This window comes from Paenarthrobacter sp. UW852, from assembly GCF_024608385.1.
Classification (GTDB): Bacteria; Actinomycetota; Actinomycetes; order Actinomycetales; family Micrococcaceae; genus Arthrobacter.
The window spans coordinates 60,823-86,005 of sequence record NZ_JAMSGY010000005.1 but is presented as its reverse complement, the minus strand read 5'-3'; the positions used below and the strand labels follow the sequence as shown (position 1 = coordinate 86,005).

Here is a 25,183-nt window from a genome sequence, read left to right as displayed (position 1 = left end):
CATGACTCACGCCACCCCCAAGCCGCGGCCCAAGATCGACGATGTGGCCGCAGAAGCCGGCGTTTCCCGAGGTACTGTTTCACGGGTTCTCAACGGTGGGCACTGGGTCAGCCCGTCAGCCCTCGCGGCTGTCAACGCAGCCATCAAGAAGACGGGATACCGGGTCAATCCCCATGCCCGGAACCTTGCAACCAACCGGGCCAATTCCGTGGCTTTCCTACTCACCGAGACCCAGGAACGGCTCTTTGAAGACCCCAACTTCGCTGTGTTGATGCGCGGTGCGGCGGACGCGCTGGCAGTGCACGATATTCCGATGGTCCTGATCCTGGCCGGCACCGACGACGAACAGCGCCGCGCCACGGACTTCCTCACAGCCGGCCATGTGGATGGTGTCCTGCTGGTCTCCTCCCATGGAAGCCGGAAGGGCATCATTGCCGACATCATTTCTGCTGGTATTCCGGCGATCGCCTGTGGCGTTCCCTTGGGGTTCGAAAAGAAGATGGGCTACGTGTCGGCCGACGACTACGAGGGCGCCCGGGACGTTTTGCGTTACCTGCGCGACGGCGGTCGGCAGCGGATTGCCACCATCGCCGGCCCTGCGGACACTTCGGGTGGAACCCGACGCCTGGAAGCGTACCGCGACCACCATGGTGAAGGTGTTGATGAGGCTCTCATCGCCCAGGGCGACTACAGCCGTGAAAGCGGAGCGAAGGCGATGAGCGAACTCCTGGCCCGGGCAAAGGACATTGACGCCGTCTTCGCCGCGAATGACCTCATGGCGCTTGGCGCGATGGACGTACTACGTGAAGCCGGCCTAACAACTCCGGGTGATATCGCCGTCGTCGGCTTTGACGACATCAATGACTCCCGGGAAACAGCGCTCACCACGGTTCGCCAGCCGTTCGATCGCATCAGCGAAGAGATGGTCCGCCTCCTGCTGGACGTCATCAGCGGCAAACGGCCGGCCGCAGTCACGATTCCCACGGAGCTGATCATCCGCGAAACGGCCTAGCCACGGCACCGAATAGGCTTGGAGCATGCTGAACCTGGTCCTTGGACTTCTTTTCGCGGGCCTCTTCCTCGCCTCCTACCAGTCGGACCGCCGGAGGCTGCGTAATGGCGTGCTGCTGCTGGTATCCATCTGGTTCCTCCTCCAGACGATCCTGGACTTCCTGGTCGCCCTTAACCCTTGGTTCGAGTGGCTGAACCTCGTGGTTTTGGTGGTCCCCGTCGTGAGCATCTTCGTGTTCGCGGCCTTCCTGATCGCCAACGGCCTGACGATGGTCCGCAGGGAAGGTCCAGGTATCACCAGCTTCCTCCCGATCGCCGTGGGGTTGGCGGTGTTCCTGGCCCCGGTGATCGCCTTCCTTTTTGTGCTGAGCGGGCAACCCGTCCTGGCCGGTATCGCCGCCTTGGCGTTCTTCCTCTGCGCCTACCTTGGCTGTGCGTTCCTGGTGTTCCTTGGATACGCCTTGGTGTACTCGAGGATGCGTTTCAGTCCCAACCCGGCAGCTGTGATCGTCCTGGGTTCCGGCCTGATCGACGGCAAGGTCCCGCCGCTTCTCGCCGCGCGCTTGAACAAGGCCCTGGAAATCTACGACGGCGTCACTCCCGTCAGGCCTGTACTGGTGCCTTCCGGGGGCCAAGGCCCGGACGAACCCCGGCCGGAGTCTGCGGCAATGAAGGAGTACCTGGTATCGAAAGGTGCCGCGGACGGTGACGTCCTGGAGGAAAACCAGGCCACCACGACCCGCGAAAACCTGGCAAATTCCGTCGCACTCCTGGCGGCAAAGGGCATCCACGGACCGTTGCTGGTGTGCACCAACAACTACCATGTGCTCCGCGCGGCGCTCCTTTCCCGTCGGCAGAAGATCGACGCGGAAGTGGTGGGTGCCCCGACGGCCAGATACTTCGTTCCCAGTGCTTTCCTCCGGGAGTTCGTGGCCGTGATGAGGGACAACCGCCTGACAAACATGGTCCTTTGCCTGCCGATGTTCGGGATTGCCCTGCTCATCACGGTGGCACTGGCAAACTCTTCCGTGGTTTAGCTACGGGTTGGGCGTCCCGTGGTGAACGTGTGGTTCCACCGGGTCACGGCGCCCTCGGTAAAGACGTAGCCCTTCACGGGAACTGCCGTGACGGTCACCGTTCCGTCGGGCTTCCTGTAGGTCCCGGCGGCGATCACCTTGCCATCAATCACGTAGTTGACCCCCACCGCCGCGGGGATGGCGTAGGAGTCCTGTCCGCGACCGGGCTTGTCCGTAAACGTGACGGCTGCCGGCGTCGCGGTGTCGTAACTCAAACCGAAGCCCAGCGGCAGAAGGACGCCGCCGCCGTCGGCTGCTGGTATGTTGACCGGCAGTTTGCCGGCGGGGTTCACTGTGCCGGCGATGGCCCGCACCACCCCGTGGAAATTGACGTTCGTTGTCCCGTAGCTGTTCAGCACGGCCGCAGCTCCCGGAAAAACGCTGATGTCATAGGGATTACGGGTGGCGATGACGATGACGGGTTTACCGGTCCCGGCGAGCTCGGCCACCATCTGTTGCTGGGCCGCGTTGGACGTTGCGTTGTACGAGGTGAAGACGACTGCGTCCACCTTGTTGGCCGCCGCTACAGCCCGCGCCCTATATGCGTTGGAGGGCGAACTCCCGTTTTCGTAGTCTTCGGTGACAGCAAATCCCTGGTCCTTCAGTTTGGGCCCTACCAGTTCGGGCCAACCTGAACCGGACCCCACCATCAGTACCGAAGTGCCCGGGGCCAGCGGCAACACGCGATCCTGGTTCCGCAGCAAGGTAACGGCGCGGTCCGAGATCTGGTTGGCCGTTGCCAGATTCCCTGCCGTGCCGACCAGACTGTCCACGCTGGCGGTATCCGTAAGGGGTTGCTTGAAGACTCCCCGCTTGACCTTCCATTCGAGGATCCGCCGGACGGATTCGTCGAGGCGGCTTTCGCTCAGTTCACCGGACACGACGGCGGCGCGAACCCCTGCGAACGACGCGTCCACATCGGGGGAGTTCAGGAGGATGTCCGAGCCGGCCTGGATGGCTTTGACCGCTATTTCTTCCTGAGGCCACTCCGCTGCCATGGCTGCCATGTCCAGGGCGTCCGTGGTGACCAGGCCCTTGAACCCGAGTTCATCGCGGAGTAATCCGGTCAGTACCTTATGCGAAAGGGTTCCGGGCATGTCCGGATCGATGGCCTGGACGATGATGTGGGCTGTCATGACCATGTCCACGCCGGCGTCGATGGCCGCCTTGAACGGTTGAAGGTGCTTGTTCAGCGTTTCGCGGTTATAGGTGACCGTGGGAAGACCGTAGTGGGAGTCCACTGAGGTGTCGCCATGCCCGGGGAAGTGCTTCGCGGCGGCTCCGACGTCCTGCGATTGCATCCCATTGATTTGCGCGACGCCCAAGGAGCTGACAAGGGCGGGGTCCTCACCCATGGAGCGGATTCCGATGACCGGGTTGTCGGGGTTGGAGTTCAGGTCCAGCACCGGGGCGAAGTCAACATTGATGCCCATGGCCCGCATCTCAGACCCGAGAATGGTTCCCTGTGCCTGAGCGAGGTCCTTGTCTGCCGTGGCGCCAAGGGCCATATTCCCGGGGAGGACCGTGGCAGGGGGTCCGATGCGGGCAACGGGGCCGCCTTCCTGGTCGATGGTCACCGCTAGGGGAATACCGCTACCGTCAGCCCCCACCGCCCGTTTCTGCAGGCCATTGGAGAGTCCCGCCACTTGCTGGGGGTTGTTAGTGTTTCCGGACCATGCGAAGTAGAGGACGCCGCCGAGGTTGTACTTTTCCACGACTTCGCCTGGGGTGTTGACGCCGTACCGTTCCTGGTTGCTTGCCGCCATGGACGTGTCATCCGCGGACGAGCCGTAGACGTGGGTCCAGGTCATCTGGCCGATCTTATCGTCCAGGGACATTCCCGAAATCAGTGCCTCGATGTCTGGTGCGGTGCTGGCCGCCGTCGTGGGTTCCGCCGTGCGTTCCGCCGTGGTGGGCACGGCCGCAACCGCAGTGCCTGCGGCCGTCATGAGCAGTACTGTGGTGGCCGCCGTCAAGAGGGTAGTTCCTTTTCCGGGCATCTGCATTCCGATCGGTTAGTGGAGCTGCGATGTATTTACGGGATAAGTCATGTATATGACAAGAAAGTAGATTTGTCTCCAAAGGGTGGGTCGGCGGGGGGATTGCTCTCCGTATAGAGTCGTCTGCATGTTCGAACTCGTAGCTCCCGACGTGTCCTTCCATCAGTCCTTCATTGAGTCCCACGGCGAATGGGACGGCGCCCACCAGGACGGCGCGGGACTGTTCCCGGACGACAACGTCAGCACCCGGGAAGGCTTTGCGGCATGGGTGAAACGGCTGACCGATGCCGAGCATGCACCCGAGAAGGACGGCATTGTTCCGTGCACCTACCGCTGGATTATCGAGGGCGAAAGGTATGTGGGAGCCATTGCCTTCCGTCACTACCTCACCCCGTACCTCCTTAACTCCGGGGGCCACATAGGCTATGGCGTGCGGCCGTCCGATAGGGGGAGGGGAGCGGCGTCGTGGGCTTTGCGGGAGGTCTGTGACCGGTTGTGGGTGCAGGGGGAGCCGGAACGCGTCCTCCTGACCTGTGATTACGCCAACGAAGCTTCCGCCAGGACAATTGAGCGCTGCGGTGGAGTACTTGAGGACGTCCGGACCGGAACGGACGGACGGGACTTCCGGCGCTACTGGATCGGGATACCGGCGTCGCTTAGCTGATCCGGGGCCTGTTCACCCTCCCGTCACCCGGCGCTGTTAGGCTGCCCGGCACTACCCGGCTGACCAGGAGGACCGCATGACGGAGGCAATCCCACTGGGTGCCGACGTCGTGCCTTCCGCCTATTTTTCGGAAGTTGGTTACATTCTTCCTACTGCCGGACATTAACCGGGTATGAGCTCGCAAACGGAGCAGGGGGATCGTGTGGAGTCGGCCAGGCAAGAGCATTTCCTGGCAGCACACGCGGCCTGCCATGACCAGGTTTACCGGTACTTCCTTCGTCGAACGGAAGGGGTAGCCGCGGCGGAGGACCTATGCGCAGAGGTTTTTCGGATCGCATGGGAGAAGTCCCTTGACCAGGAACTATCCGTCCTGATGGTGTTCGGCATAGCCCGGAACGTCCTCCGCAACCACTACCGTTCAAACCTGCGCTCCCTTAACCTCACCCAGCAGCTGGGGCAACAGCGGATCCCCCTCCCGGGTTCTGAAGGCGGCGCCCTCACTGAGGCGTTGGACCAGCTCAAGCCGGAGGAGCGGGAGGTACTCCTCCTGACCTATTGGGACGGGTTCAGCTCGGTCGAGGTTTCAGCGCTCCTCGGTGTCAGTGGCACGGCCGTCCGGATGCGTCTCTACAGGGCGCGGAAGTCACTAGGCCAGCTACTTCGGACAGATCCAGCCATAGAGGATGTGCAGCAATGAACAGCAAGGAAACGCTGGCTCGCCTCTCCGCAGCCGACCCCGCCTTGGCAGTCACCGAAGAAGACCTGGCCCGAAGCCGGGAAAGAAGCCTCGCAGTCATGCGCACTGATGCGGAACAACTCGCCGTCGGCAGCTCCGGAGAGCAGTCGCCTTCCCGTCGGCTCAGGCTGGTGGCAGGGCTCGGCCTGGTAGCCGTTGCCGCTGCCGTGATCGTTGGGGTGGCGGTCACCGAGACATCCTCGCAAGTGGTCCAGCCGGCGGAGCCCGCCGTCAGCTCCCCCCTGCCTGAAGTCACGGGCGTCCGGATGCCGACTTTCGAAGCCCGGATCGTCACCGGCGCCAACGGCAACAAAGCGGCCGTGGCTACGGACCCGGAAGCGGAGAACCAGATGGATGCCCTCAACACGGGAACGCTCGGCCTGAACGGTGGCGGATGCATAGCCCGTGTGGACCCCGACGGCAGTTCCAGCGGCCTCATTTTCCCCCGCGGAACCCTCATCACAGGGACCGGGGTGGTTCTGCCCGACGGAACAGCCATCAGCCTTGGGCAGCAATTCGCATTCGGTGGAGGCAACTCACCGGAAAACACGGAGCTGGGAGAGTGCGCCCCAACCGGCACGGCTTTCCTGGTCCAGAACTGGGACGCGCTTCCCTCGAAGTAGGCTCGCGAAGTGGCAGTTAATGCCAATGTATTTGGGAAACATTGGCATTAACTGCCATCTCGGGCCTCCTATTCGGTGACTTCTTCCTCCACGGGGTCCTTCAGCAGCAGTGCCGTGCCTTGGAACGGGCGGAGTTCGAGGAAGAAGCTGCAGAGGTCATCGACCTGGCTGATGTCCTCGCCGCTGAACAGATCGTGGACAGTCGCGCCCGGAACAAGGTGTGAGGACTGAATGCTGCCCGCGATGTCCTGGTCCGAGAAGTTCAGGACCGTGACTTGCAGTGCATCGTCAGCGAGCTGGTTCACCAGGACCAGCAATCCCTTGTTCGACACGTCCGGCACGTCCAGGAGTGTGCTGGTGGCAATCCCCGACTCTTCCCGAACCGCGAGGATCTGCTGGAGCCGCCGCGCATAGGAGTTGGAGTCCTTCAGCTGCTCGGGAAGTGGACCGTAGAGGCTCCGGGCCCGAGGCATCCCCGCCAGCGAGGTTGTAGCGTCCGGGCTGGTGCCCATCAGGTCGTGGGCGCCACGGTTAATCCAACGGGTATCGCCCTGCGAGGTCAGCTCGCCCACTGTCTGGCGGTCCAGTGCCGTGACACCGGTGAGATCCCAGCCGGACAAAGCGAAAACACCCGGCTGCAGCGCGTTGTACATGGACAGGAGCACATGCGCGTCCAGGACCTGGGATTCCTGCTCGGGAGTGATGGCCTCCGGGTCCTTGACGCCCAACGCTGCCATCAGGAAGCTCACTGTGGTGCAGGCAATGCCGTTGGTGGTGAAGACCGCGTTGTACGGTCCGTTCTCACCTGTGAGGCGTTCCCGCATGGTGTTCTGGACCTTCTCGGCAACCTCAGCGCCCGTCAGCTCTTCGCCGCCGAGCTCAAAGACGTCGTCCCGGTGGCCGGCTGCGAAGTGAAGCAGCTCGTAGGTGAGTTCGTCGTGGTTCTGGAGTGCGTGGACCAATGAGGCCTGGTCCACGCCGATCTCCATGGCCAGCTTGAGCGTAAGGCGGAGGAACTCGGTGTCGCCGGTGACCAGCGCGTAGTGGTACGCGGGCCTGGTGATGAAGTCGTAGGAGAGGTCCGGGCCGGACTCAGACTGGGACTTGATGTCATCAATGGTGAGGTTGAGCTCCTGGAAGGAGAACCCGCCCACCTTGCGGATCATCGAGCCGATCAGCTGGTTGGCTGCCTCCGACAACGGGTGTCCTTCGGACCAGCCCGGCTCTTCCTCCGCGCTCTTCTCAACGCCAAGGAAGCCGTTGGCGTCAAGGCGCAGGGCACCGGTGCCCAAGTCCAGCAACGAGTGCAGGGCATCGCCCACCACCAGGCGCATGCCTGCGAACGTGGGGTCCAGCCAGTTGATGGAGGGTTGGCCGGACTTGAAGTAGTGGAGGTACACCCAACGGCGCTTCTTGCCTGTGGTGTCAATGATCGGCTTGGTGGCACTCCAGTTGGTTTCCTTGACCCCGGGCTCGTAGAAAATCACGCGCTGGAGCCGGCCGATGATGTAACCCGCCTCTTGGAGGGCCTTCTCCGCCTCAGGGCTGATGTTGACCGAATCCGCATTCTCCGGAACATCCGGCAACAGGTGCCAGTCTTCTTCCGGGATATCGACCATGTGGTAGATGCCCGGGTAGTCCCGGAAATTCATTTCGGCCAGCCGGAAGTCGGCGCCCTTACCGGTGTGACCGGGAACGATGTCGTCAATGACCGTGCCGCCGTGGTCCACGGCGACCTCACACATCTGTCGGAACTCCTCCTCGGTGCCGAAAGCGGGATCGATCGCCATGGAGATCCGGTCAAAGTGCCCGTCAACACTGGGTGTTTGCGACCAGCCGCTGATGCCGCCGGCCAACTTCACGGGCCCTGTGTGCAGTCCGCGGATGCCGATTTCCCGGAAGGCATCCCACAGCTCCGGATCACCGAGTGCCGACAGGAAAGACTGGCCGTCCTTGGTGATGAAGGACAGCGGATACGCCGTGAACCAGACGGGCGCGCGCTCCACAGCTGCCCGCGGATTGGGCCTTGCATAGGAGTTCTGCCACATGCTGGCCTGCCCGGAGAGCTGCCGTGCCATGGTGTTGGCGTCCCCCAGCATCGACTGGTTGCGCAGCCAATCCACATAGGTCTTGTTAAGGCCGTCGAATTCCAGCGACGGCCGGGCCGCGAAAAACTGCCGACGCCGGGCTATGGGCCTCAGCGCTTTGGGGCGGGCGGGATAGAACTGCTCGTCGAAAGTGATCTCGGGCTCAGGTGATTCGGTGACCGCTTCCTGTGTTTCTTCCTGCGTTTCGGCTGGATCAGAGCCGACTTCTGCCGCGCTCTCGTTGACTACAGGCTCCCGCACAGCATTCTCCTTTACGTGGTCGCCGCAGCTGCGCCGACCGTCTGAGGGGTCATTCAAGAGGTCACGTACCCGGGCGTACCCGGCGTAATCATGCTAAGCATCCTTGGCAGCTGTTTGTCGACCTCGGGGAGAAGTGAGTCGCGCCGGTTGAGGCCCGACGGCGGATGGCGACCACCGGATCCAGCCCGGACTTTGGAGTTACTCCTGCAACCGTGGTTCACATTCGAACGGCCCACGCACCCTTCAATTTCCGGGATTGCTGGCGCATACTTTCGGACATGGCTGACCCCCGCGTTGACAGCTACATCGAGTCCCTGCCGGAATGGCAGCAGGCAATCTGCCAAGCAGTCAGGGAGTTGGTGCTCGCCGCAAATCCGGACGTCCAGGAAACCATCAAACGCACCATCCAGCCGTATTTCGTCCTGGATGGCAATATCTGCGCCCTCCTCGCGGCCAAGGACCACGTCAATGTATTCCTTTATGACGGTGGCATTGTCCCGGACCCCCAGGGCATCATCACGGCCGGACACAACAACAAAACGGCCCGCACCGTCTCCTACCGCGAGGGTGAAGCAGTGAACGTCCAGGCACTTGGTGACATGTTCAGGGCCATCATCGCCAATAACCGTGCCGGTGGCTGGCGAAAGATCAAAGCCATCCGGCCACCCGAAGCCACGCAATAGCGTCCGACTACGAACTGGATCGTGGCACGTTCAGTTCCTCCTGGGATCACCGACCCGAATCGTTCAAGCCGCCGCCCACATCACCCCGCTCCCGTCCCGTTGAACGTGAGGCCGAGCAACGCGTTTTCGGTGACTTCGGGCAGTGCGGGGTGGATCCAGTATTGCTTGGCGGCGAAATCGCGCACATCGAGGTCGAAGGCCAGGACGGTGATCATCTGTTGGATGAGGGTGGACGCCTGGGGCCCCATGTAGTGGGCGCCGAGGAGTTTGCCGGTGTCGCGGTCGGCGATGAGTTTGCAGATCCCGGTGGTGTCTTCCAAAGCCCACCCGTATGCGACGTCTCCGTAGTCCTGGATTTTGACGGTCACGTTGTAGCCGTTTTCGCGGGCTTGGGCTTCGGTCATGCCCACGGTGGCGATTTGCGGGTTGGTGAACGTGGCCGAGGGAACATGGTCGTGCGGCATTTTTCGGAGGTTGTCCGGGTTCAGTAGATTGTGGCGCACAGAGCGCATCTCAGCGTTGGCGACGTGCTTGAGCATGTACGGGGAGGAGACGTCACCAAGGGCCCAGACACCTGGCGCGGAGGTTGACCGGCCGTATTCGTCCACCTTGATGCGGCCATTCCCGGTCATCTCGATCCCGCCAGCGGCCAGGTTCAGTAGGTCCCCGTTGGGGATGCGCCCCGTGGCAACCAGCAGGACCTCCCCCGTCGCGGAGGTGCCGTCGTCGAGCCTGACTGTTATGCCGTGGTCTGTCTGCTCGGCACCTATGGTGGTCCGGCCAGGCCGGATGTCGAAGCGTTTGGCGGCCAGGGCGTTGAACCGGTCGTGGAGGTCGTGGTCCAGATGCCGCAGGAGCGTCGAGCGGGGAATGATGGTGACGTCGCTGCCGAGGGCGTCGAACACGTGGCCGAACTCCATGGCGATGTAGCCCCCGCCAATGATCACCAAGGATTTGGGCAACTCCGGCAGCCGCATGATGTCCTCGTTGGTGTAATACCGCACGCCTGAAGCTGGGATGGCATCGGGAATCATGGGCCTGGAGCCGGCGGCGATGACCACCTGGTCACCTGAGATGGTTTCTTGGTGGGCGCCGTCGCCTATACGCAGAGTACGTTCTCCGACGAAAACGGCGTGGTGGTCGTAGACGTCGATGTTGGGGCTCCGCGGGCCACGGCGGTAATCCTCGCCTGAAGCGGCAATGGGGTCGATCCGTTTTTCAAAGATTCGGTTGACTATGCCCGGCCAATCCACCGAGTTGACCTGGGCGTCGAGGCCCAGCTGCTTGGAGTCGGCAATGTCCAGTGCGGTGTCGGCAGTGTGAACGTACATCTTCGACGGGATGCAGCCGACATTCAGGCAGGTACCGCCGAATGTTCCTTCTTCGATGATCGCGATCGACCGGTCTTCGAACTCCGGTCCGGGAATCGAGTTCCCGGACCCTGTGCCGATGATGATCAGGTCATAGTGCCGGTCCACGGCGATGTCGCTGGTAGGGCTGTCCATTTGGTGATCCTCACTCTGGGCTTCTCTCCACCCTAGTGAACCGATGGCGAATGGACCGGGGGATCGCGCGCCAAGATCCGGTCACGTACAGTGAACACCCACGCCCCACCCAGCGCAGGAGAACCATGAAAATCGTCGTCATCGGTGGCAGTGGCCACATCGGCTCGTTCCTCGTTCCCAGGCTGGTACGCGGGGGACACGAAGTGGTCAACGTCAGCCGCGGCACCAGTACGCCCTACACGGATTCCCCCGAGTGGCAGCACGTCCACCAGGTCACCGCGGACCGCGCGCAGGAGGACCGGGAGGGCGCTTTTGGTGACCGCATCGCGGACTTAAGTGCCGACGTCGTGGTTGACCTGCTGTGTTTCACGCTCGACTCAGCCATCCACTTGGTGAACCGGCTCCGGGGCGAGGCGGGGCATCTGCTGCATTGCGGGTCCATTTGGCGTTACGGCGCCAGTCGGAAGCTGCCCATCTCTGAGGGCTCGCACTCCACCGCGGAGCCGCTGGACGAATACGGTATCCAAAAACGCGACATCGCACGGATGCTGAAGGAAGAAACGGCCGACGGCGGTTTGGTCACCACGTCCCTGCACCCCGGACATATCGTAGGCCCGGGCTGGCATCCGGTTGGCCCGCTGGGGAATTTCGATCCCTCTGTGTGGGAAAGGATCTCCGCCGGACAGCCCCTCCAGATTCCGGGTGGCGGCACGGAGCTGATGCACCATGTGCATGCAGACGACCTCGCCCAGGCGTTTGAAAAGGCCATCGACCGGCGTGAGGCGGCGGCCGGGGAGGACTTCAACATCGTTGCTCCATCCGCCCTGACTGTTCGCGGCTACCTGGAGATTGCGGCGTCGTGGTTCGGTCAGGAGCCACACTCGGACATGGTCAGTTGGGACGACTTCCGGGGGACGACGACGCCGGAACACGCGGACACCAGCTGGGCCCACCTCTCCCGCAACCACTGCGTCAGCATCGAAAAGGCCAAGGCACTGCTGGGCTATGCGCCAAGTTATGAACCGGAACAGGCTGTCCGCGAGTCCGTGCAGTGGCTCATCAAGAACAACAAGCTGCATGTTGAGAGCCCAATCATGGCCTAAACCCGCCCACCCCCATGTACAACCCGTGCCCCAACCCCGAAGCTTAAGTAGCAAAAGGGGGAGCTGCATGGCTAAGACACCACGCCTCAACGTGACCGACAGCTGGCTGGATCACGCGTTCTTCGTCCTGGGCGGTGCGGCGACTATTTGGCTTGCTTTCCTGTTGGTGGGCGAAAGCTTCCAGCTGGGGTGGGGCCAGATCTGGTTCTACATCCTCTTCTGGGCGTTCCTTGCGTACTTGCTCTTGCCGCGGCTGCACCGCATCCTCACCACGATCTACGTTCCCGGCTATTTCATTGGGCGCGCCAGGACCAGCGACGGACTGCTGGGCGATCCCGTGAACGTAGCGTTATTGGGCGCCGAACCCCAGATCCACGCCATCATGCGGGCCGCCGGCTGGACGAAGGCGGACGACGTCACGCTGCAGAGCAGCCGCCGCATCATCAGTTCGACCATCTTCCGGCAGAGCTACACCGAAGCCCCGGTGAGCCCCCTCTACCTGTTCGACCGCCAGCAGGACTTCGCCTACCAGCAGGAAGTGGACAACAATCCGGGCAAACGTCACCACGTCCGGTTCTGGCGCTGCCCCGAAGGGTGGCTCCTCCCGGGAGGGCACAAAGTGGAATGGCTCGCCGCCGGAACCTACGACCGCAGCGTCGGCTTCTCGCTCTTCACGCTGCAGATCACGCACAAGATCGAGCAGAACACCGACGTGGAACGGGACCATATTGTCTCGACAGTTTCGGCTGCGTCGCCGGCCGTTGAGGTGCAGGTCATCGAGGACTTTTCCACGGGTTACCACTCGCGCAACGGCGGCGGCGATTCGATTTCCACGGACGGCGACCTTCCCATTGTCGACGCCCGCAACGTCCGGGCTCCCACCGATCAGCTGCCTCGTCAGACGGACAGCCGCGACAGGCGTCCCGCGCCAACCATGGTGGGCGCAGCGTTGGTCGTAGCCAGGTCATTGGCAGCCTTCGTGCTGGCCTTCATCCTGCTGGCCTCGGGCGGTGACGTTGACGGCATCACTTTTGATGACGGTTCAACAGACCCACAAACCACGACGGCGGCACTGGTCACCGTGGCGGTTGTGGTGCTGCTTTTCGGACTCGGCGAAGTATTCCTTGCGTGGCGGATCTTCCTGGGCAGCAATGGTGCCCGTGTGATCGCGATGGGCCTGAGCTCCATCTCCATCCTGGCCCAAGCGGTCGACTACTCCACGGGGAGCGCCAACCTCACGCTCGAAGCCGGCCTGTCCGGTCTGGCAACGGACATCCTGGTGCTCCTGGCGTTGTCGAGCCAACGGGCCCGCGTGTACGCCAAACGGCAGCGGGTTCCAGCGGTCCCGGCGTCCGTCGTTGGGCGGCGCGTGCCTTCCTGACGGTGAGTGCCGCCGACGGAGAAATAGTAAGCCGCACAGAAATGGTCAATAGACTGGCTGGGCCCGCCATGTGCACCATGCCGGGGCCGAACACTGAATTGGGGACCCTCGTTTTGACTGCAGAAAATCCGAAAATCACCGTTGTTGTGCCTACCTACAATGAGCGGGAGAACTTGCCGGTTCTTGTTGCCCAGCTCGATGCACTTGGGATCACGAATCTCAATGTCCTGGTGGTGGATGACAACTCTCCTGATGGCACCGGGGCAGTGGCTGACCAACTGGCATCGGATTCCAAGGGCAGCGTGTCCGTCCTGCACCGTAAAGAAAAAGATGGGCTCGGCAGGGCTTACGTCGCGGGAATGACCAAGGCCTTGGCCGAGAACTCGGACATTGTCATCCAAATGGACGCAGACCTCTCCCACCCCGTCTCGGCCATCCCCACGATGTTTGACCGCATCCGCACCTCCGGCGCCGCGCTGGTCATCGGCTCGCGCTATGTCGCTGGAGGGTCTACGGCCGCGGAATGGCCGTGGCATCGCAAGTCACTCTCGGCTTGGGCCAACTTCTATGTGAGTGCGATCCTGGGCTTGAAGATCAAGGACGCAACGGCGGGTTTCAAAGCCTGGACTGCTGATGCCTTGAACCGGATTGACGTCGCAACCGTTCGCAGCGACGGCTACTCATTCCAGGTAGAGATGAACCACCGAGCCGTCCGTCAAGGACTGAAGATCGCCGAGGTACCTATCCACTTTGAAGAACGCGTGGAAGGTGCTTCCAAGATGAACCTCCGCGAGCAGTTGGAGTCCGCGCTCACGCCGTGGAAGCTTCGCTTTCAAAGGTAGGGCGGCCGGCGCTAAGGTGAGTGCCGCCGTCGGACGTTGCTGCCCCGCTACGGCGTTGCTGGGCAACGACGGAAAAGCGGGGCAGCAACGGAGTAGAGCTAGGCGGTGACGGCCAGGGCGTCGATCTCAACCAGCATGACCTCGTGCGGCAGGTCCACGAATACCGTGGTGCGGCTCGGCAGCTGGCCGGAGGGGACGTTCTCGCGGATGAACTCACCGTAGACCTCGTTCATGGCGGCGAAATCGTCGCGGGTGGTGAGGTAGACGCGGAACATGAGGACGTCTTCAACGGAGGATCCGCCGGCTTCGAGGATGGCCTTGACGTTGTCCAGGGTGCGACGAGTCTGGACGCGGACGTCGCCCTCGCCGATGTACTGGTTGGTGGCGGGGTCCATGGGGCCCTGGCCGGAAACCTGGAACATGCCGCCCTTCTTGATGCCCTGCGAGAATACGTGCGCCGGGGCGGGGGCGTTTTCGGTCAGTACTACGGTCTTTTCACTCATGCTGAGTTCCTTTCGTGGCTGATCCAGCCGAGGTCGTTGGAGATGGCCTCGGTGCTGGCTTTGAGGTCGGGCAGCAGCTCAAGCAGGCCTTCATAGCTGAGCATGACTACCGGTACCGAACAAGATGCTGCGGCTACGACGGCTCCGCTGGCATCGCGGATGGGGGCCGCGATGCAGTGCACGAATGCTTCGTGCTCGGCGTTGTCGTGGGCCCAGCCCTGTTCCTTGACCCGCTCGAGTTCGGCCAGCAAGGCCTCCGGCGAGGTCAGGGTGTTCTCGGTAACTTTGACGTAGTCCAGCCCTGCCGCGATCTTTTCCTGCCGGCTGCGCGGCATGTCGGCGAGGAGGACTTTGGACACGGCGGCCGAGTGCAGCGATGCAGTCAGGCCGATGCGCGAGTACATGCGGACGGGGTGGTGCGACTCGAACTTGTCGATGTACACCACCTCGCTCCCTTCGAAGGCGGCGAGGTGCACAGTGTGCCCCGTTTTTCCGTTGAGCTCGGCCAGGTGCGGGTGCGCTACCTTGCGGATGTCCCGTTGTTCCAGTGCCAGCGAGGACAGTTCGAACAGCTTGGAGCCGAGCATGAAGCGCTGGTCCTCGTCGCGGACCACGAAGCGCTTCTCTTCCATGGCGTGCAGGAGCCGCATCACGGTGGTTTTGTGCACGGCGGCCTTGGACGCGAGTTCGTCCAGGGTTGCGGGTTTGGCGGCGAGTTCGCCGAGCAGGTCGATGGCCCGCATGAGGCTCTGGCTCAAGGTGTCACGCTCCGTTTGCTGAATTGTCCGTCTTCAACATGGATAGCAGCCCAGGCGTCATCCGAAGAATCGAGGATGGCTGCGAGTTCGGCGGCGTCGGGGAGCGGGCCGCGGTCGCCGTGGACGGTCAGGGTGCAGGCCGCGGCGACGTGGCCGCGGCGAAGGCTCTCCTTTTGGCCGAGTCCGAACAGCATGCCGCTGAGGTATCCGGCGGCGAACGAGTCGCCGGCGCCTACGGGCTCGACGACGGCAACGGACAAGGCGGGCACCTCTTCCCGGGTGCCGCCTGGCTCAGTGTCCGAACGGGTGAGCGCGATGGCACTGATGGCCTCGTTCTTGATGACCAACACGTGAGGATCCGGCATCATGTGGCGGAGTTCGGCTTCGTCGGTGGTGCCGAAGGCATGCTCGGCCTCGTCCTTGCCCACAAGCACGACGTCGGCGAGGTTCGACAATCGTTGCAGGACGGAGCGGTCCTGGCCGGCCCACAGGGCGGAACGCCAGTTGACGTCGAAGCTGATGGTCCGGCCGTTCCGGGGCGCGGTCAGGATGGCTTCCAGCAGCGAAAGGCATTCGGGGGAGAGGGCCGCGGTGATCCCGCTCAAATGAATGAGTGCGGCGTTCTCCAGCAGTGAGGACACGTCAGGGTTGGAGAGCGTGTCCCGTCCCATGGCCGAAGCCGCAGAGCCTTGCCGGTAGTACAAAACCGAACTGCCGCCGTCGGGCGCTGAGTCCTGCGCAGGGACTTTGACGTACAGGCCGGTGGGGCGCACGGGGTCAATCTCGACGCCGGAAACCCCGACGTAGTGGTCGCGGAGTTCGTCCAGGATGCGGGTGCCGAAGCCGTCGCGGCCCACGCGGCTGACCCAATGCGTGTCCAGGCCCATGGCTGCGAGGCCCATGGCGACGTTGGATTCAGCGCCGCCAATCCCGAAGTGCAGTTCGGTTGCGAGGTGCAGCGGAACGGCGTTGACAGGGGTAAGCATGGCCATGGTTTCGCCAACGCATACAGCTGAAAGCATCGTTCTCCCGCACTTGTTCGTGCCGCCAGGCGGCCTTGACTCTCGATCCGCCACCATGTTAGACATATCACCATCAGGTTTGCAACCAGCGTTGCAAAATACGCAACGCATAAACAAGCGGTCACCATCCCGCAGCCGCACTAACGCAGCACCGCGAAGGGAACGAAACGCGTGAACACCTCCGAAGCCATCTCGGCCTCCGCCGTGAAGGACCTTGCCGAACGCCGCCTCGACTGGCGCCACAAAGCCGTGCCGGCAAGCGAAAACGGGACCACCCACGCCGACTTCCTCGCCGCCAATCACACACTGGCAGACCTCCAGACCCCGCTCCTGACCCTCGACGCAGCGGCGCTGACTGCCAACGCCGACCGTCTTGCCAGCTGGTGCGCCGAAAAGGGTGTGCTCCTTGCCCCGCACGGAAAAACCACCATGGCCCCGCAGCTCTGGTGCGAGCAGCTGAACCGCGGCGCATGGGGCATCACGTTGGCCAATTTCGCCCAGCTTCGCGTGGCCCGCGGATTTGGAGTCCGGAACCTGCAGCTCGCCAACAGCCTCACGGACCCACGGGCCATCGAGTGGGTCGCTGCCCAGGGCTCCACGATCTTGTCCTGGATCGACTCCCTGGGAACCGTGGACGTCATCAACCGAACCCTCGCCGGTAGCGATTCCGTGCTGGATGTTCTGGTGGAGCTCGGTGCCCACGGCGGCAGGACGGGTGCACGCGGTGTGGACGCTGCCATGGACGTGGCCCGCGCTATTTCGGCCTCGCCCAACCTGCGCCTGGTAGGTGTCAGCGGCTATGAAGGCTCACTCGCGCACACAGCGGACGACGCCGGCCTGGCCGCCGTCCGCGGCTACCTCGCCCAGATGCGGCTGCTTCACGAGCAACTGCTCGCAGACGGGTTCTACGGCGCCGACTCAGTGATCCTCACTGCCGGCGGCAGCGCGTACTTTGACGACGTCGTCACTGTGCTGTCCCCATGCATCAGCGCCGGGGCCGAAACCGGTGGACCGAGTGTGGACCTCATGATCCGCAGCGGCGCCTACATCATCCACGACGACGGTTTCTACCGCGGAATCTCGCCCTTTTCCCGGGAAGGCGACCAGCCTTTCACAGCCGGAATGTACGGTTGGGCCCGCGTAGTTTCGCAGACCGAGCCCGGCTTGGCCATCCTCGACGCCGGCAAGCGCGACCTTCCGTTCGACGAAGGACTGCCCGAGCCGCAGCTCATCGGACCCGTGCTTGGCGGCGCCATGGAACCCCTGGTTGGCGCAGAAATCACCTCGGTCAACGACCAGCATTCCTTCATGACCTTCGACGCCAACACCACCACCGTCCGCCCCGGCGACGTCGTCCGCCTGGGCCTGTCCCACCCGTGCACTGCGTTCGATAAGTGGACCGTCATCCCCGTTCTGGCTGACACAGGCCCGTCCCGGACCAATGGCGACCAGGCCGTCGTCGACCTCATCCATACCTTCTTCTAGGACGCCATGAAGACCTTGATCAGCAATGCCACCCTGGTGGACGGAACGGGAGCGGAACGCCGCCCCGCAGACGTCGTGCTGGACGGTGGGGTGATTGCCGCGATCGTCGACGCCGGGACCCTCACCGTTGGGGAAACCGGCGCGGACCGTGTCATCGATGCCACGGGACTGGTCCTCAGCCCCGGTTTCATCGACATGCACGCGCACTCGGACCTGCAGCTGCTGGTCAACAGGGAGCACTACGCCAAGCTCAGCCAGGGCGTCACCACGGAACTGCTGGGCCAGGACGGACTGTCCTACGCGCCGGTTGATGACGCAACGCTGGCCGGTGTCCGGGAGAAAATTGCCGGCTGGAACGACAACCCTGCCGACTTCGACTGGAACTGGCGGACCGTGGGCGAGTACCTGGACCGCCTGGACGCTGAACACGACGGTGGCCGCATCGCCACCAACGCCGCCTACCTGGTGCCCCAAGGAACCGTCCGGGCCATGGTGATGGGCTTCGCCGAGGGTGACCCCACCCCGGAGCAACAGCAGAAGATGCAGGACGTCATCCGCACGGCGATGGAGGACGGAGCCGTGGGCATGAGCTCCGGGCTGACCTACACCCCGGGCATGTACGCGCAGACCGAAGAACTCGCCGGGCTCTGCCGGACAGTAGGTGAGCTGGGTGGCTTCTACGCGCCGCACCACCGCTCCTACGGCAAGGGTGCATTGGACGCCTACGCCGAGATGATCGGTCTGAGCCGCGACACCGGCTGCGCGTTGCACCTTTCCCACGCCACCATGAACTTCGCGGAGAACAAAGGCCGTGCAGGGGAGCTCCTGGACCTGATCGATGAAGCCCTGGACCAAGGCGTGGACATCACCCTGGACACCTACCCGTACCTCCCGGGTGCCACCACGCTGAGCGCCATCCTGCCCAGTTGGGCGTCCTCCGGCGGGACCGATGCCACCCTGGCCCGGCTGGCCGACCCGGAAACCCGCGCACGAATCCGTGAGGCCGTGGAGATCTACGGATCCGACGGCTGCCACGGCGTGGTTGCCGAGTGGGACACCCTGGAAATCAGCGGCGTCCAGAACCCGGCGCTCGCAGGCTTCGTGGGCCAGACCATCAGGGACATCGCAACGGCAACGGGGCAGGAGCCTTTCGACGTCTTCGTGCACATCCTCATGGAAGACCGCCTGGGCACCGGCATCCTGCAACATGTGGGCCACGAAGAAAACGTGCAGGCAATCATGAAGCATCGCACCCACACCGGCGGCAGCGACGGCCTCCTGGTCGGTGCCAAGCCGCATCCGCGTGCCTGGGGTACGTTCCCCCGCTACCTCGGACATTACTCCCGCGACCTGGGGCTGCTGGGGCTCGAGGAAATGGTCCATCACCTCAGTGGCCGGCCTGCCGCACGACTCAAGCTCCACAACAGGGGACTTGTCCGCGAAGGCTACGTGGCCGACGTCGTGCTCTTTGACGCGGAAACAATCCGGGACGAAGCCACTTTCGAGAACCCCCGCCAAGCCGCCAGCGGCATCCAGTACGTCTTCGTGAACGGCGCGGCCGCGATCGACGGCGGCCAGCCTACCGGTGCCCGCGCCGGACGAGCCCTCCGCCGCCACAGCGACGGCCTCACCCGAGAAGGACAGCTATGACCCCCGAACAGTTCCTCCAGCAGCTTGAATCAGATCGCACCCTTGCCGTGGTTCGCGCACCCTCCATCACGGACGCGGCGGACCTCTGCAGGGCACTGGCCGACGGCGGCATCCGCAGTGTTGAGCTGACCTTCACCACCCCCGATGCGCTCAAGCATGTCAAGCGCGCGGCGGAAACCGCGGCGGATCACGGTGCCGCCGTCGGAATCGGAACGGTGATGACCGCCGACCAGGCCCGTGCAGCGATCGACGCCGGCGCGCAGTTCCTGGTGACGCCGGGCCTGAGGCCCGAGGTCGCCGCCGTCGCTGCGGCTGCGGGAATCCCGTTCAGCCTCGGCGCCATGACCCCCACCGAGGTGGCGCAGGCCCTGGATCTGGGTTCTGCCGCCGTCAAGATTTTCCCCGCCCGGCAGCTCGGACCGGCGTATTTGAAGGACTTGCAGGGCCCCTACCCCGGGATCCGCCTGCTGCCTTCGGGGGGCATCGATGCCTCCAACGCCAAGAGCTACCTCGACGCCGGTGCTGCCGCAGTCTGCTGCGGCACCAGCGTAGTCCCGCCCGCGGCAGTTGCCGCAGGCGACTGGGCAGACATCGCGGCACGTGCCGCCGCCTTCACCGGCACCCTCAAGTAGGACTCACCCAGAAAGATACGCCCATGAATGAATTCCTTGAATGGCTGCGGCACGACACCGCCGGCCTGCTGCTCCTGGCGGGCGCAGGCATCGCCCTTCTGCTGTTCCTGATCATCAAGGTCAAGCTCGAGCCGTTCATCGCCCTGGTGGGAACGGGTGTGATCGTGGCCTTGGTTGGTGGGATCTCCGTGGAGGCACTGGTCGGTTCGGCCACCAAGAGCAGTGACGCCCTGATTGAAAAGGGTTTCGCGGGCATCCTCGGCCACATCACAGTGATCATTGGCCTGGGTACCGTCCTTGGTGCCATCCTGGAACGGTCCGGCGGTGCAGAGGTGCTGCTGGCGAGGCTCGTGAAGATCTTCGGCGAAAAGGGCACCCCGCTGGCCATGGGCATCACCGGCTTCGTGTTGGGTATCCCGGTGTTCTTCGATATCGGCATCTTCGTCCTGGCGCCGCTGGTGTACGTCGCGGCTATCCGCGGCGGCAAGTCCTTGGCCCTGTACGCGCTGCCTTTGCTGGCAGGGCTGTCAGTGACGCACGCTTTCCTGCCCCCGCACCCCGGTCCTGTGGCCGCTGCCGGGTTGTTCCACGTTGACCTTGGTTGGATCATCCTCATGGGCCTGATCTGCGGTATCCCTGCCTGGTTCGCCTCCGGTATTTTGTGGGGCACCTACATCGGCAAGCGCGTCATGGTGAACGTGCCCGAGGACCGGATCGTTGCCGAATCGGACACCGCCAAGGGCAACGAACCGTCCATCGGCCTGGTCCTGCTTGCCATCGGCTTGCCCATGATCCTCATCCTCGGCGGCACGTTCGGCAACATCTTCGCTCCCGCCGGTGTTTTCCGGGACATCCTGCAGTTCTTCGGCAACCCGGCCATCGCTCTCACCGTCGCCGTGCTCCTGGCCATGTGGTTGTTGGGCATTCGCCGCGGCATGACCTCCACCGAGCTCAGCGAAATCACGGGCTCGTCGTTGCGGCCCGTGGGCATGATCCTGCTGGTTGTTGGCGCCGGTGCGTTCTTTGGAGCGGTGCTGTCGGCCACCGGTGTGGGCAAGGCCGTGGCGGATTCGCTGTCCCAGGCCGGCCTGCCGATCATCCTGTCCGCGTTCGTGATCAGCGCAGGGATGCGCATCGCGCAGGGCTCGGCAACGGTGGCGATCGTGACCACGGGCGGCATCCTGGCGCCCAGCCTGGCCACCGGCTACTCGCAGCCGCAGCTCGCGCTGATCGTGGTGGCCATCTCCTCCGGCTCCATCATCGCCAGCCACGTGAACGACGGCGGGTTCTGGATCATTTCCAAGTACTTCAACATGTCCGTCAAGGACACCTTGAAAACGTGGACCGTGCTGGAGACCGTGCTGTCCATTGTGGGCTTCGGGATGGCGGCATTGCTGTACACCTTCGTGAGGTGACCTTTCCTCACCCAAGGTGGGTGCCGGCGTCGTGCTCTTCATCCTGCGAGCCGTGCCGGCCCCACCAACTTTGAGACCAAAACGGCCCCGACACACCTGCTCAAGCGTGTGTCGGGGCCGTTTCTGCGTCAAAGAAGGCGGTGGCCGCACGGGCAGAAAACCCGGGCTTAAACAAAAGAGCTCCGGAGTGCGTTATTGGGGGATACGCACTCCGGAGCAGCCTTTGAGCAGGGGCTTTCACCGACCTGCAGTAATTACTCTACGTTGCCCGGGACCCCATTGCCACCACCTCGAATAACTACTTTCGCTTTAGTTTCAACGGCCCCCTTCCGGCCTCTTTTTCTGCGGCACGATCAGCACCGGGCGGCGCTGGTGGTGGCTGAGCCAAGCGGCCACAGAACCGTTGAGGGCCTCGGAAATGCGGTGCCCCAAACCAGGCTCTGGGGTGCCCACAATGATCATCGACGCTTTGATGTCCTCCGCGAGCCGACCAAGGGCGCGGGCAGGATCCCCCGCGAGAAGACGCAGGGTCCAGTCAGCGGTGCCACCGTCCAGCGCGTCGCCGATGACCTTGCCCAAGTCCCCGCGAACCGCCTCGACGTCGGCCTGGTCCTTTTCGGGGTGCAACGACATCCGGTGCGCGTCACGGGCCGGATCCCACTCGACGAGGTAGCTGGCCTCGTCCACGTACGCACAGACAAGCGGCACGCCGAGCTGTTCGGCCAAGGTCCGTGCCGTCTGGAGGACCTCCACATGCTGGTCCGGCAGCACTCCCACCACCAAGGGAATCGGTCCGCTGAAATCTTCCGCAGCCATACCCTCATTGTTGCGCCGCAGCGTGGCGTTGAACAGGTCATCCGGACGCCGTTGGCTCTTGTAGACACTGTTTGCCCGGGCCTACGGTTAATTCTAGGAGGGTGGTCTGCGATGGAAATTTACATGTGGTGGCTTGATCTGCACCTGGACAGCAAGGAGTGGCTGCGCGAGAACCTGCGCGCCGACGAACTCCCCTTGCAGGTGCTGCAGCACATTGCCGAGGCGGGCGGCCCGCATCCGGACAAGGTGAGCGGAGTGCTCACCGACGCCGATTGGACGTTCATCCAGACGCAGTCGGAGTTCGTGGACTAGCCTTCCGGGCGCCATCCAAGTGCCGGGGCGAGCGTGCCTGCAATATCGGTGAGGATCTGGACATAGTCCTCGTGGTCGAAGCTGAATGGCAGGGCAAACGCGACTTCGTCGACTTCCTGGAAGCCGGCGTGCGCGTACAGCTGCTCGGCGATATGCTCACTGGTGCCTATGAGGTCCTTCGCGAACAGCATGCCCTTGGGCCCTTGCGGCGCACTGGTGCGGGGTGTGCGCTCATCGACGTAGCGCTGGTATTTCTCCCGCTGCGTTGCCGATGCCGAATCGGTGGGGATCACCACCAGGCCCTGCGAGACCCGCGCCGGCTTGTGCCCCTGTGCCGCGGCGGCCTCACGGTAGGAGCGGATCTGCTTTTGCTGGACGCGGGCGAAGTCCGGCTCTTCATCGGGGGAGGGAAAGACCACGCTGCTGGAGAGCAAATTGAAGCCGTTTTCGCCGGCCCACAGGGCCGATTTCAGGCTGGCCGCTCCGTACCAAAGACGGTCCCGCAACCCGGGGGAGTGCGGCTCCACGCGGTTGGAGAACTCCTCCACCACACCCTGCTTACCGGAAAACTCCCGGACCTTTTCCCCTGCGATCAGCCGTGCCAGCCGTTCGACGCGGGCATAGCTGAAGTCTTCGACGTCCGCAGAGTCGGGGTAGAGCTCATGCTTTATGGTGTCGAAGTTCATGGGTTCGCCCACGCTCAGCCCCGGATTGATGCGCCCGCCCGCGAGGATGTCCACAGTTGCCAGGTCTTCAGCGAGTCGCAAGGGGTTTTCCCACCCCAGCGGAGTGACGGCGGTACCGAGTTCTATCCTGGAGGTGCGCTGGCTGGCCGCAGCCATCACTGCGACGGGCGAGGAGATACCGAACTGCAGGTGGCGGTGCCGCAGCCAGGCACTGTCGAAGCCCAATTTCTCGCCCAGTTCGATGATGTCCAGCGTGGACTGGTGACCTGCAGCCGGGTCCGCGGGATCGAACAGTCCGATGGTGAGGAATCCCAGCTTTTTCAACGGGCGTTCGGGGGCGGGCATGGGGCTCTCCTTAGCTGTCGGTCAGCGGTTATTGCCCACCTTATGCGGTGGACAGTACGACGACGGCGGGAGGTTACCTTGTGTGATGCCGCAAGCTAGGAGCAGTTCACCGCTGCTTGGGGGACCGGAATGACCAGGTGGGTGCCAGTGTCGGATGTCAGCGGTGATCGCTGCTCCGGAACCTCAATGCGGGCAGGCTGTTGCGCTGCCCGCAGGCGGTGCAGTGCCACCGCTGAGATGAGGAACCACGCCACGTTGGTGGCTACCGACGGCCAGGCTCCGTGCAGGGTGCCATTGATGATGAAAGCGCATGATCCGAAGAGGTTCGCGGTCTGGAAGCTGATGCCCGGCTTCAACCAACCCATGGACACCGACAGGTACGAACCGAGCATCGCGGCAGCGCCAGCCCAACCGGTCATTTCCCACAGCAGTTCCATCGGATTCCTTTCAGGATGAAGCGCCCGGCTGGGGTTGCCGGTGGCGTAATTTTTAGGATTTGGGGCTGCCCTGGTTCATCCTTCGTTGGACTGAACAGCAGCTCTGAGATAGATATTGCTGGAGATTCTTCTTTAGATCAATTGCATTCCGCTGAATCCCGTATTTAGGATTTCTTAACATGGAAATGGACCCGCGTCGGCTGCTTGTCCTCCTTGCTGTTGCGCGCACTGGAGGCGTTCTTGCCGCTGCCGATGAACTGCGGATCACGCCGTCCGCAGTGTCCCAGCAACTCAGCAAACTTGAGAGCGAAGCAGGGCAGGCATTGGTCATGCGAACCCCCAAAGGCTCTGTCCTGACTCCAGCTGGACTGGCGGTGGCAGAAGCCGGCGAAGAGATCGAACGCGCGCTCAATGTTGCCCGGGCACGGATGCAAGGGGAAGCCCAGGTGGCGGGCGTGGTGCGCATCGGCGGATTCACCAGTTTCATGCGCACTGTGGTGATTCCACGCTTGCCCGAGTGGCGCAGCCAGTACCCCGAATTGCAGATCAGGATCGTGGAAGACAGTTTTCCAGCCCTCATGCGCCTGTTCAGGCAACGGCAGCTCGACGCCGTGGTCATCGAGCAGGATTCGGCGGCCGCCGTCCAGCACCCGCTTGCTGCCGGTATGGTCGAGGAGCCGTTGCTCGATGAGCCGTGGAAGTTGGTGGTGCCGGCCGGATCCTTGCTGGCCACGGACAGCATCGACCTCAGCCGGCTGCATCTGCCGTGGCTTGGGGTGGAGCCGTCCGCAGCCAACGATGCCGTGCTGGGGCGTCTTCGCCACACCACCGGGGCGCGTATTGAGACGGTCCATCAGTACCAGGACACACTCACCGCATTCGCACTGGTGGCCGCCGGCGAGGGTGTCGCGATTGTTCCCACTTTGGCACTGACCGGCGTGGTCCAGGACAACGTGGACATCCTGGATGTCCCTGGTTTGGGTACCCGGCACATTGCCTTGCGCAGGTTCGACCGGCGAAGGGCAACGAGTTTGCCCCTGGACACCGTTGCTCGACTTCTCCGGGAATCAGCGGCCGCATTCGATACCCGGGCCGGCTCATGAAGACGGGTCCCGCCGCGTGGTGATGCGGCGGGACCCGGTTGTTGCTT

At 63.4% G+C, this 25,183-nt stretch carries 24 protein-coding genes; 15 read left to right on the top strand and 9 right to left on the bottom strand.

All coding sequences use genetic code 11. The features are described from left to right. The first annotated feature begins 1 nt into the window (after position 1). Positions 2 to 1,012 carry a LacI family DNA-binding transcriptional regulator gene (locus NEK97_RS10415; protein WP_257369853.1) on the top strand — a complete coding sequence of 337 codons (1,011 nt, stop codon included), beginning with the start codon at positions 2 to 4 and terminating at the stop codon, positions 1,010 to 1,012. Between the two features lie 25 nt (positions 1,013 to 1,037). Next, positions 1,038 to 2,048 carry a YdcF family protein gene (locus tag NEK97_RS10410; RefSeq protein WP_257369852.1) on the top strand — a complete coding sequence of 337 codons (1,011 nt, stop codon included), beginning with the start codon at positions 1,038 to 1,040 and terminating at the stop codon, positions 2,046 to 2,048. Here NEK97_RS10410 and NEK97_RS10405 read toward each other — a convergent pair. Next, positions 2,045 to 4,063 (bottom strand): glycoside hydrolase family 3 protein, encoded by a 2,019-nt coding sequence (locus NEK97_RS10405; RefSeq protein ID WP_257369851.1) that lies wholly within the window; start codon positions 4,061 to 4,063, stop codon positions 2,045 to 2,047. The genes NEK97_RS10410 and NEK97_RS10405 overlap by 4 nt on opposite strands. 151 nt (positions 4,064 to 4,214) lie before the next feature. Between NEK97_RS10405 and NEK97_RS10400 the strand changes: the two genes are divergently transcribed. The 3 genes from NEK97_RS10400 to NEK97_RS10390 all read left to right on the top strand — a co-directional run bounded on the left by NEK97_RS10400 (position 4,215) and on the right by NEK97_RS10390 (position 6,110). Next, complete coding sequence (locus NEK97_RS10400) at positions 4,215 to 4,751, top strand: GNAT family N-acetyltransferase (protein WP_257369849.1); 537 nt, start codon at positions 4,215 to 4,217, stop codon at positions 4,749 to 4,751. 172 nt (positions 4,752 to 4,923) lie between these two features. Continuing rightward, positions 4,924 to 5,448 carry an RNA polymerase sigma factor gene (locus tag NEK97_RS10395; RefSeq protein WP_257369847.1) on the top strand — a complete coding sequence of 175 codons (525 nt, stop codon included), beginning with the start codon at positions 4,924 to 4,926 and terminating at the stop codon, positions 5,446 to 5,448. Next, a complete protein-coding gene (locus NEK97_RS10390) occupies positions 5,445 to 6,110 on the top strand; it encodes a hypothetical protein (RefSeq protein WP_257369846.1) in 666 nt (221 codons plus the stop codon). The genes NEK97_RS10395 and NEK97_RS10390 overlap by 4 nt, the downstream gene beginning before the upstream one ends. Before the next feature lie 68 nt (positions 6,111 to 6,178). Here the strand turns inward: NEK97_RS10390 and treS are convergent, their stop codons facing one another. After that, entirely contained in the window at positions 6,179 to 8,458 is a 2,280-nt protein-coding gene (gene treS / locus NEK97_RS10385) for a maltose alpha-D-glucosyltransferase (protein ID WP_257369844.1), read from the bottom strand. 278 nt (positions 8,459 to 8,736) lie between these two features. Between treS and NEK97_RS10380 the strand changes: the two genes are divergently transcribed. Then, positions 8,737 to 9,141 carry a DUF1801 domain-containing protein gene (locus NEK97_RS10380; protein WP_257369842.1) on the top strand — a complete coding sequence of 135 codons (405 nt, stop codon included), beginning with the start codon at positions 8,737 to 8,739 and terminating at the stop codon, positions 9,139 to 9,141. Between the two features lie 80 nt (positions 9,142 to 9,221). On the opposite strand, the gene mtr is transcribed toward NEK97_RS10380, so the two are convergent. After that, positions 9,222 to 10,646, bottom strand: coding sequence for a mycothione reductase (gene mtr, locus NEK97_RS10375; RefSeq protein ID WP_257369840.1), 1,425 nt, complete (start codon positions 10,644 to 10,646; stop codon positions 9,222 to 9,224). A gap of 125 nt (positions 10,647 to 10,771) precedes the next feature. Between mtr and NEK97_RS10370 the strand changes: the two genes are divergently transcribed. The 3 genes from NEK97_RS10370 to NEK97_RS10360 all read left to right on the top strand — a co-directional run bounded on the left by NEK97_RS10370 (position 10,772) and on the right by NEK97_RS10360 (position 13,972). Beyond that, a complete protein-coding gene (locus NEK97_RS10370; RefSeq protein WP_257369839.1) occupies positions 10,772 to 11,749 on the top strand; it encodes an NAD(P)-dependent oxidoreductase in 978 nt (325 codons plus the stop codon). Positions 11,750 to 11,816: 67 nt separating this feature from the next. Beyond that, positions 11,817 to 13,130, top strand: coding sequence for an LssY C-terminal domain-containing protein (locus NEK97_RS10365; protein ID WP_257369838.1), 1,314 nt, complete (start codon positions 11,817 to 11,819; stop codon positions 13,128 to 13,130). 41 nt (positions 13,131 to 13,171) lie between these two features. Continuing rightward, entirely contained in the window at positions 13,172 to 13,972 is an 801-nt protein-coding gene (locus NEK97_RS10360) for a polyprenol monophosphomannose synthase (RefSeq protein WP_306672971.1), read from the top strand. Between the two features lie 98 nt (positions 13,973 to 14,070). Here the strand turns inward: NEK97_RS10360 and NEK97_RS10355 are convergent, their stop codons facing one another. From NEK97_RS10355 to NEK97_RS10345, 3 genes are read right to left on the bottom strand one after another with little or no spacing between them, the layout of a single operon-like run. After that, positions 14,071 to 14,475: a RidA family protein gene (locus NEK97_RS10355; protein ID WP_211710100.1), complete on the bottom strand. Its 405-nt coding sequence runs from the start codon at positions 14,473 to 14,475 to the stop codon at positions 14,071 to 14,073. After that, complete coding sequence (locus NEK97_RS10350; protein ID WP_257369837.1) at positions 14,472 to 15,233, bottom strand: IclR family transcriptional regulator; 762 nt, start codon at positions 15,231 to 15,233, stop codon at positions 14,472 to 14,474. Before NEK97_RS10350 ends, NEK97_RS10355 begins: the two co-directional genes overlap by 4 nt. Then, positions 15,230 to 16,255, bottom strand: a complete 1,026-nt coding sequence (locus NEK97_RS10345) for a sugar kinase (protein WP_257369836.1) — start codon at positions 16,253 to 16,255, stop codon at positions 15,230 to 15,232. Before NEK97_RS10345 ends, NEK97_RS10350 begins: the two co-directional genes overlap by 4 nt. A gap of 171 nt (positions 16,256 to 16,426) precedes the next feature. On the opposite strand from NEK97_RS10345, the gene NEK97_RS10340 reads away from it, so the two are divergent. Genes NEK97_RS10340 through NEK97_RS10325 form a run of 4 tightly spaced genes read left to right on the top strand, consistent with a single transcriptional unit; the run spans position 16,427 to position 21,437 of the window. After that, positions 16,427 to 17,740, top strand: a complete 1,314-nt coding sequence (locus tag NEK97_RS10340; RefSeq protein WP_257369834.1) for an alanine racemase — start codon at positions 16,427 to 16,429, stop codon at positions 17,738 to 17,740. A gap of 6 nt (positions 17,741 to 17,746) precedes the next feature. Continuing rightward, complete coding sequence (locus NEK97_RS10335) at positions 17,747 to 19,390, top strand: amidohydrolase family protein (protein ID WP_257369833.1); 1,644 nt, start codon at positions 17,747 to 17,749, stop codon at positions 19,388 to 19,390. Next, complete coding sequence (locus tag NEK97_RS10330; RefSeq protein WP_257369831.1) at positions 19,387 to 20,022, top strand: bifunctional 4-hydroxy-2-oxoglutarate aldolase/2-dehydro-3-deoxy-phosphogluconate aldolase; 636 nt, start codon at positions 19,387 to 19,389, stop codon at positions 20,020 to 20,022. The genes NEK97_RS10335 and NEK97_RS10330 overlap by 4 nt, the downstream gene beginning before the upstream one ends. A 23-nt stretch (positions 20,023 to 20,045) precedes the next feature. After that, positions 20,046 to 21,437, top strand: coding sequence for a GntP family permease (locus tag NEK97_RS10325; protein ID WP_257369830.1), 1,392 nt, complete (start codon positions 20,046 to 20,048; stop codon positions 21,435 to 21,437). 315 nt (positions 21,438 to 21,752) lie between these two features. Here the strand turns inward: NEK97_RS10325 and NEK97_RS10320 are convergent, their stop codons facing one another. Next, complete coding sequence (locus tag NEK97_RS10320) at positions 21,753 to 22,253, bottom strand: universal stress protein (RefSeq protein ID WP_257369828.1); 501 nt, start codon at positions 22,251 to 22,253, stop codon at positions 21,753 to 21,755. Positions 22,254 to 22,364: 111 nt separating this feature from the next. Here NEK97_RS10320 and NEK97_RS10315 point away from each other — a divergent pair, with 111 nt between their 5' ends. Beyond that, positions 22,365 to 22,565, top strand: a complete 201-nt coding sequence (locus NEK97_RS10315) for a hypothetical protein (RefSeq protein ID WP_235518290.1) — start codon at positions 22,365 to 22,367, stop codon at positions 22,563 to 22,565. Here NEK97_RS10315 and NEK97_RS10310 read toward each other — a convergent pair. Both NEK97_RS10310 and NEK97_RS10305 read right to left on the bottom strand, forming a co-directional pair. Further along, a complete protein-coding gene (locus NEK97_RS10310; protein ID WP_257369826.1) occupies positions 22,562 to 23,596 on the bottom strand; it encodes an LLM class flavin-dependent oxidoreductase in 1,035 nt (344 codons plus the stop codon). The genes NEK97_RS10315 and NEK97_RS10310 overlap by 4 nt on opposite strands. A gap of 95 nt (positions 23,597 to 23,691) precedes the next feature. Beyond that, positions 23,692 to 24,033 carry a hypothetical protein gene (locus tag NEK97_RS10305; RefSeq protein WP_257369824.1) on the bottom strand — a complete coding sequence of 114 codons (342 nt, stop codon included), beginning with the start codon at positions 24,031 to 24,033 and terminating at the stop codon, positions 23,692 to 23,694. Positions 24,034 to 24,212: 179 nt separating this feature from the next. Here NEK97_RS10305 and NEK97_RS10300 point away from each other — a divergent pair, with 179 nt between their 5' ends. Then, positions 24,213 to 25,136 carry a LysR family transcriptional regulator gene (locus tag NEK97_RS10300; protein ID WP_235518296.1) on the top strand — a complete coding sequence of 308 codons (924 nt, stop codon included), beginning with the start codon at positions 24,213 to 24,215 and terminating at the stop codon, positions 25,134 to 25,136. The last annotated feature ends 47 nt before the right edge of the window (positions 25,137 to 25,183 follow it).

Bases quoted from the DNA above. Each gene is read 5' to 3' on its own strand.
- NEK97_RS10300 (WP_235518296.1), top strand. From the start codon at position 24,213: ATGGAAATGGACCCGCGTCGGCTGCTTGTCCTCCTTGCTGTTGCGCGC.
- NEK97_RS10360 (WP_306672971.1), top strand. From the start codon at position 13,172: ATGGTCAATAGACTGGCTGGGCCCGCCATGTGCACCATGCCGGGGCCG.
- NEK97_RS10390 (WP_257369846.1), top strand. From the start codon at position 5,445: ATGAACAGCAAGGAAACGCTGGCTCGCCTCTCCGCAGCCGACCCCGCC.
- NEK97_RS10395 (WP_257369847.1), top strand. From the start codon at position 4,924: ATGAGCTCGCAAACGGAGCAGGGGGATCGTGTGGAGTCGGCCAGGCAA.
- NEK97_RS10330 (WP_257369831.1), top strand. From the start codon at position 19,387: ATGACCCCCGAACAGTTCCTCCAGCAGCTTGAATCAGATCGCACCCTT.
- NEK97_RS10315 (WP_235518290.1), top strand. From the start codon at position 22,365: ATGGAAATTTACATGTGGTGGCTTGATCTGCACCTGGACAGCAAGGAG.
- NEK97_RS10410 (WP_257369852.1), top strand. From the start codon at position 1,038: ATGCTGAACCTGGTCCTTGGACTTCTTTTCGCGGGCCTCTTCCTCGCC.
- NEK97_RS10325 (WP_257369830.1), top strand. From the start codon at position 20,046: ATGAATGAATTCCTTGAATGGCTGCGGCACGACACCGCCGGCCTGCTG.
- NEK97_RS10370 (WP_257369839.1), top strand. From the start codon at position 10,772: ATGAAAATCGTCGTCATCGGTGGCAGTGGCCACATCGGCTCGTTCCTC.
- NEK97_RS10345 (WP_257369836.1), bottom strand. From the start codon at position 16,255: ATGCTTTCAGCTGTATGCGTTGGCGAAACCATGGCCATGCTTACCCCT.
- NEK97_RS10365 (WP_257369838.1), top strand. From the start codon at position 11,817: ATGGCTAAGACACCACGCCTCAACGTGACCGACAGCTGGCTGGATCAC.
- NEK97_RS10355 (WP_211710100.1), bottom strand. From the start codon at position 14,475: ATGAGTGAAAAGACCGTAGTACTGACCGAAAACGCCCCCGCCCCGGCG.
- NEK97_RS10320 (WP_257369828.1), bottom strand. From the start codon at position 22,253: ATGGCTGCGGAAGATTTCAGCGGACCGATTCCCTTGGTGGTGGGAGTG.
- NEK97_RS10310 (WP_257369826.1), bottom strand. From the start codon at position 23,596: ATGCCCGCCCCCGAACGCCCGTTGAAAAAGCTGGGATTCCTCACCATC.
- NEK97_RS10305 (WP_257369824.1), bottom strand. From the start codon at position 24,033: ATGGAACTGCTGTGGGAAATGACCGGTTGGGCTGGCGCTGCCGCGATG.
- NEK97_RS10400 (WP_257369849.1), top strand. From the start codon at position 4,215: ATGTTCGAACTCGTAGCTCCCGACGTGTCCTTCCATCAGTCCTTCATT.
- NEK97_RS10415 (WP_257369853.1), top strand. From the start codon at position 2: ATGACTCACGCCACCCCCAAGCCGCGGCCCAAGATCGACGATGTGGCC.
- NEK97_RS10380 (WP_257369842.1), top strand. From the start codon at position 8,737: ATGGCTGACCCCCGCGTTGACAGCTACATCGAGTCCCTGCCGGAATGG.
- mtr (WP_257369840.1), bottom strand. From the start codon at position 10,646: ATGGACAGCCCTACCAGCGACATCGCCGTGGACCGGCACTATGACCTG.
- NEK97_RS10335 (WP_257369833.1), top strand. From the start codon at position 17,747: ATGAAGACCTTGATCAGCAATGCCACCCTGGTGGACGGAACGGGAGCG.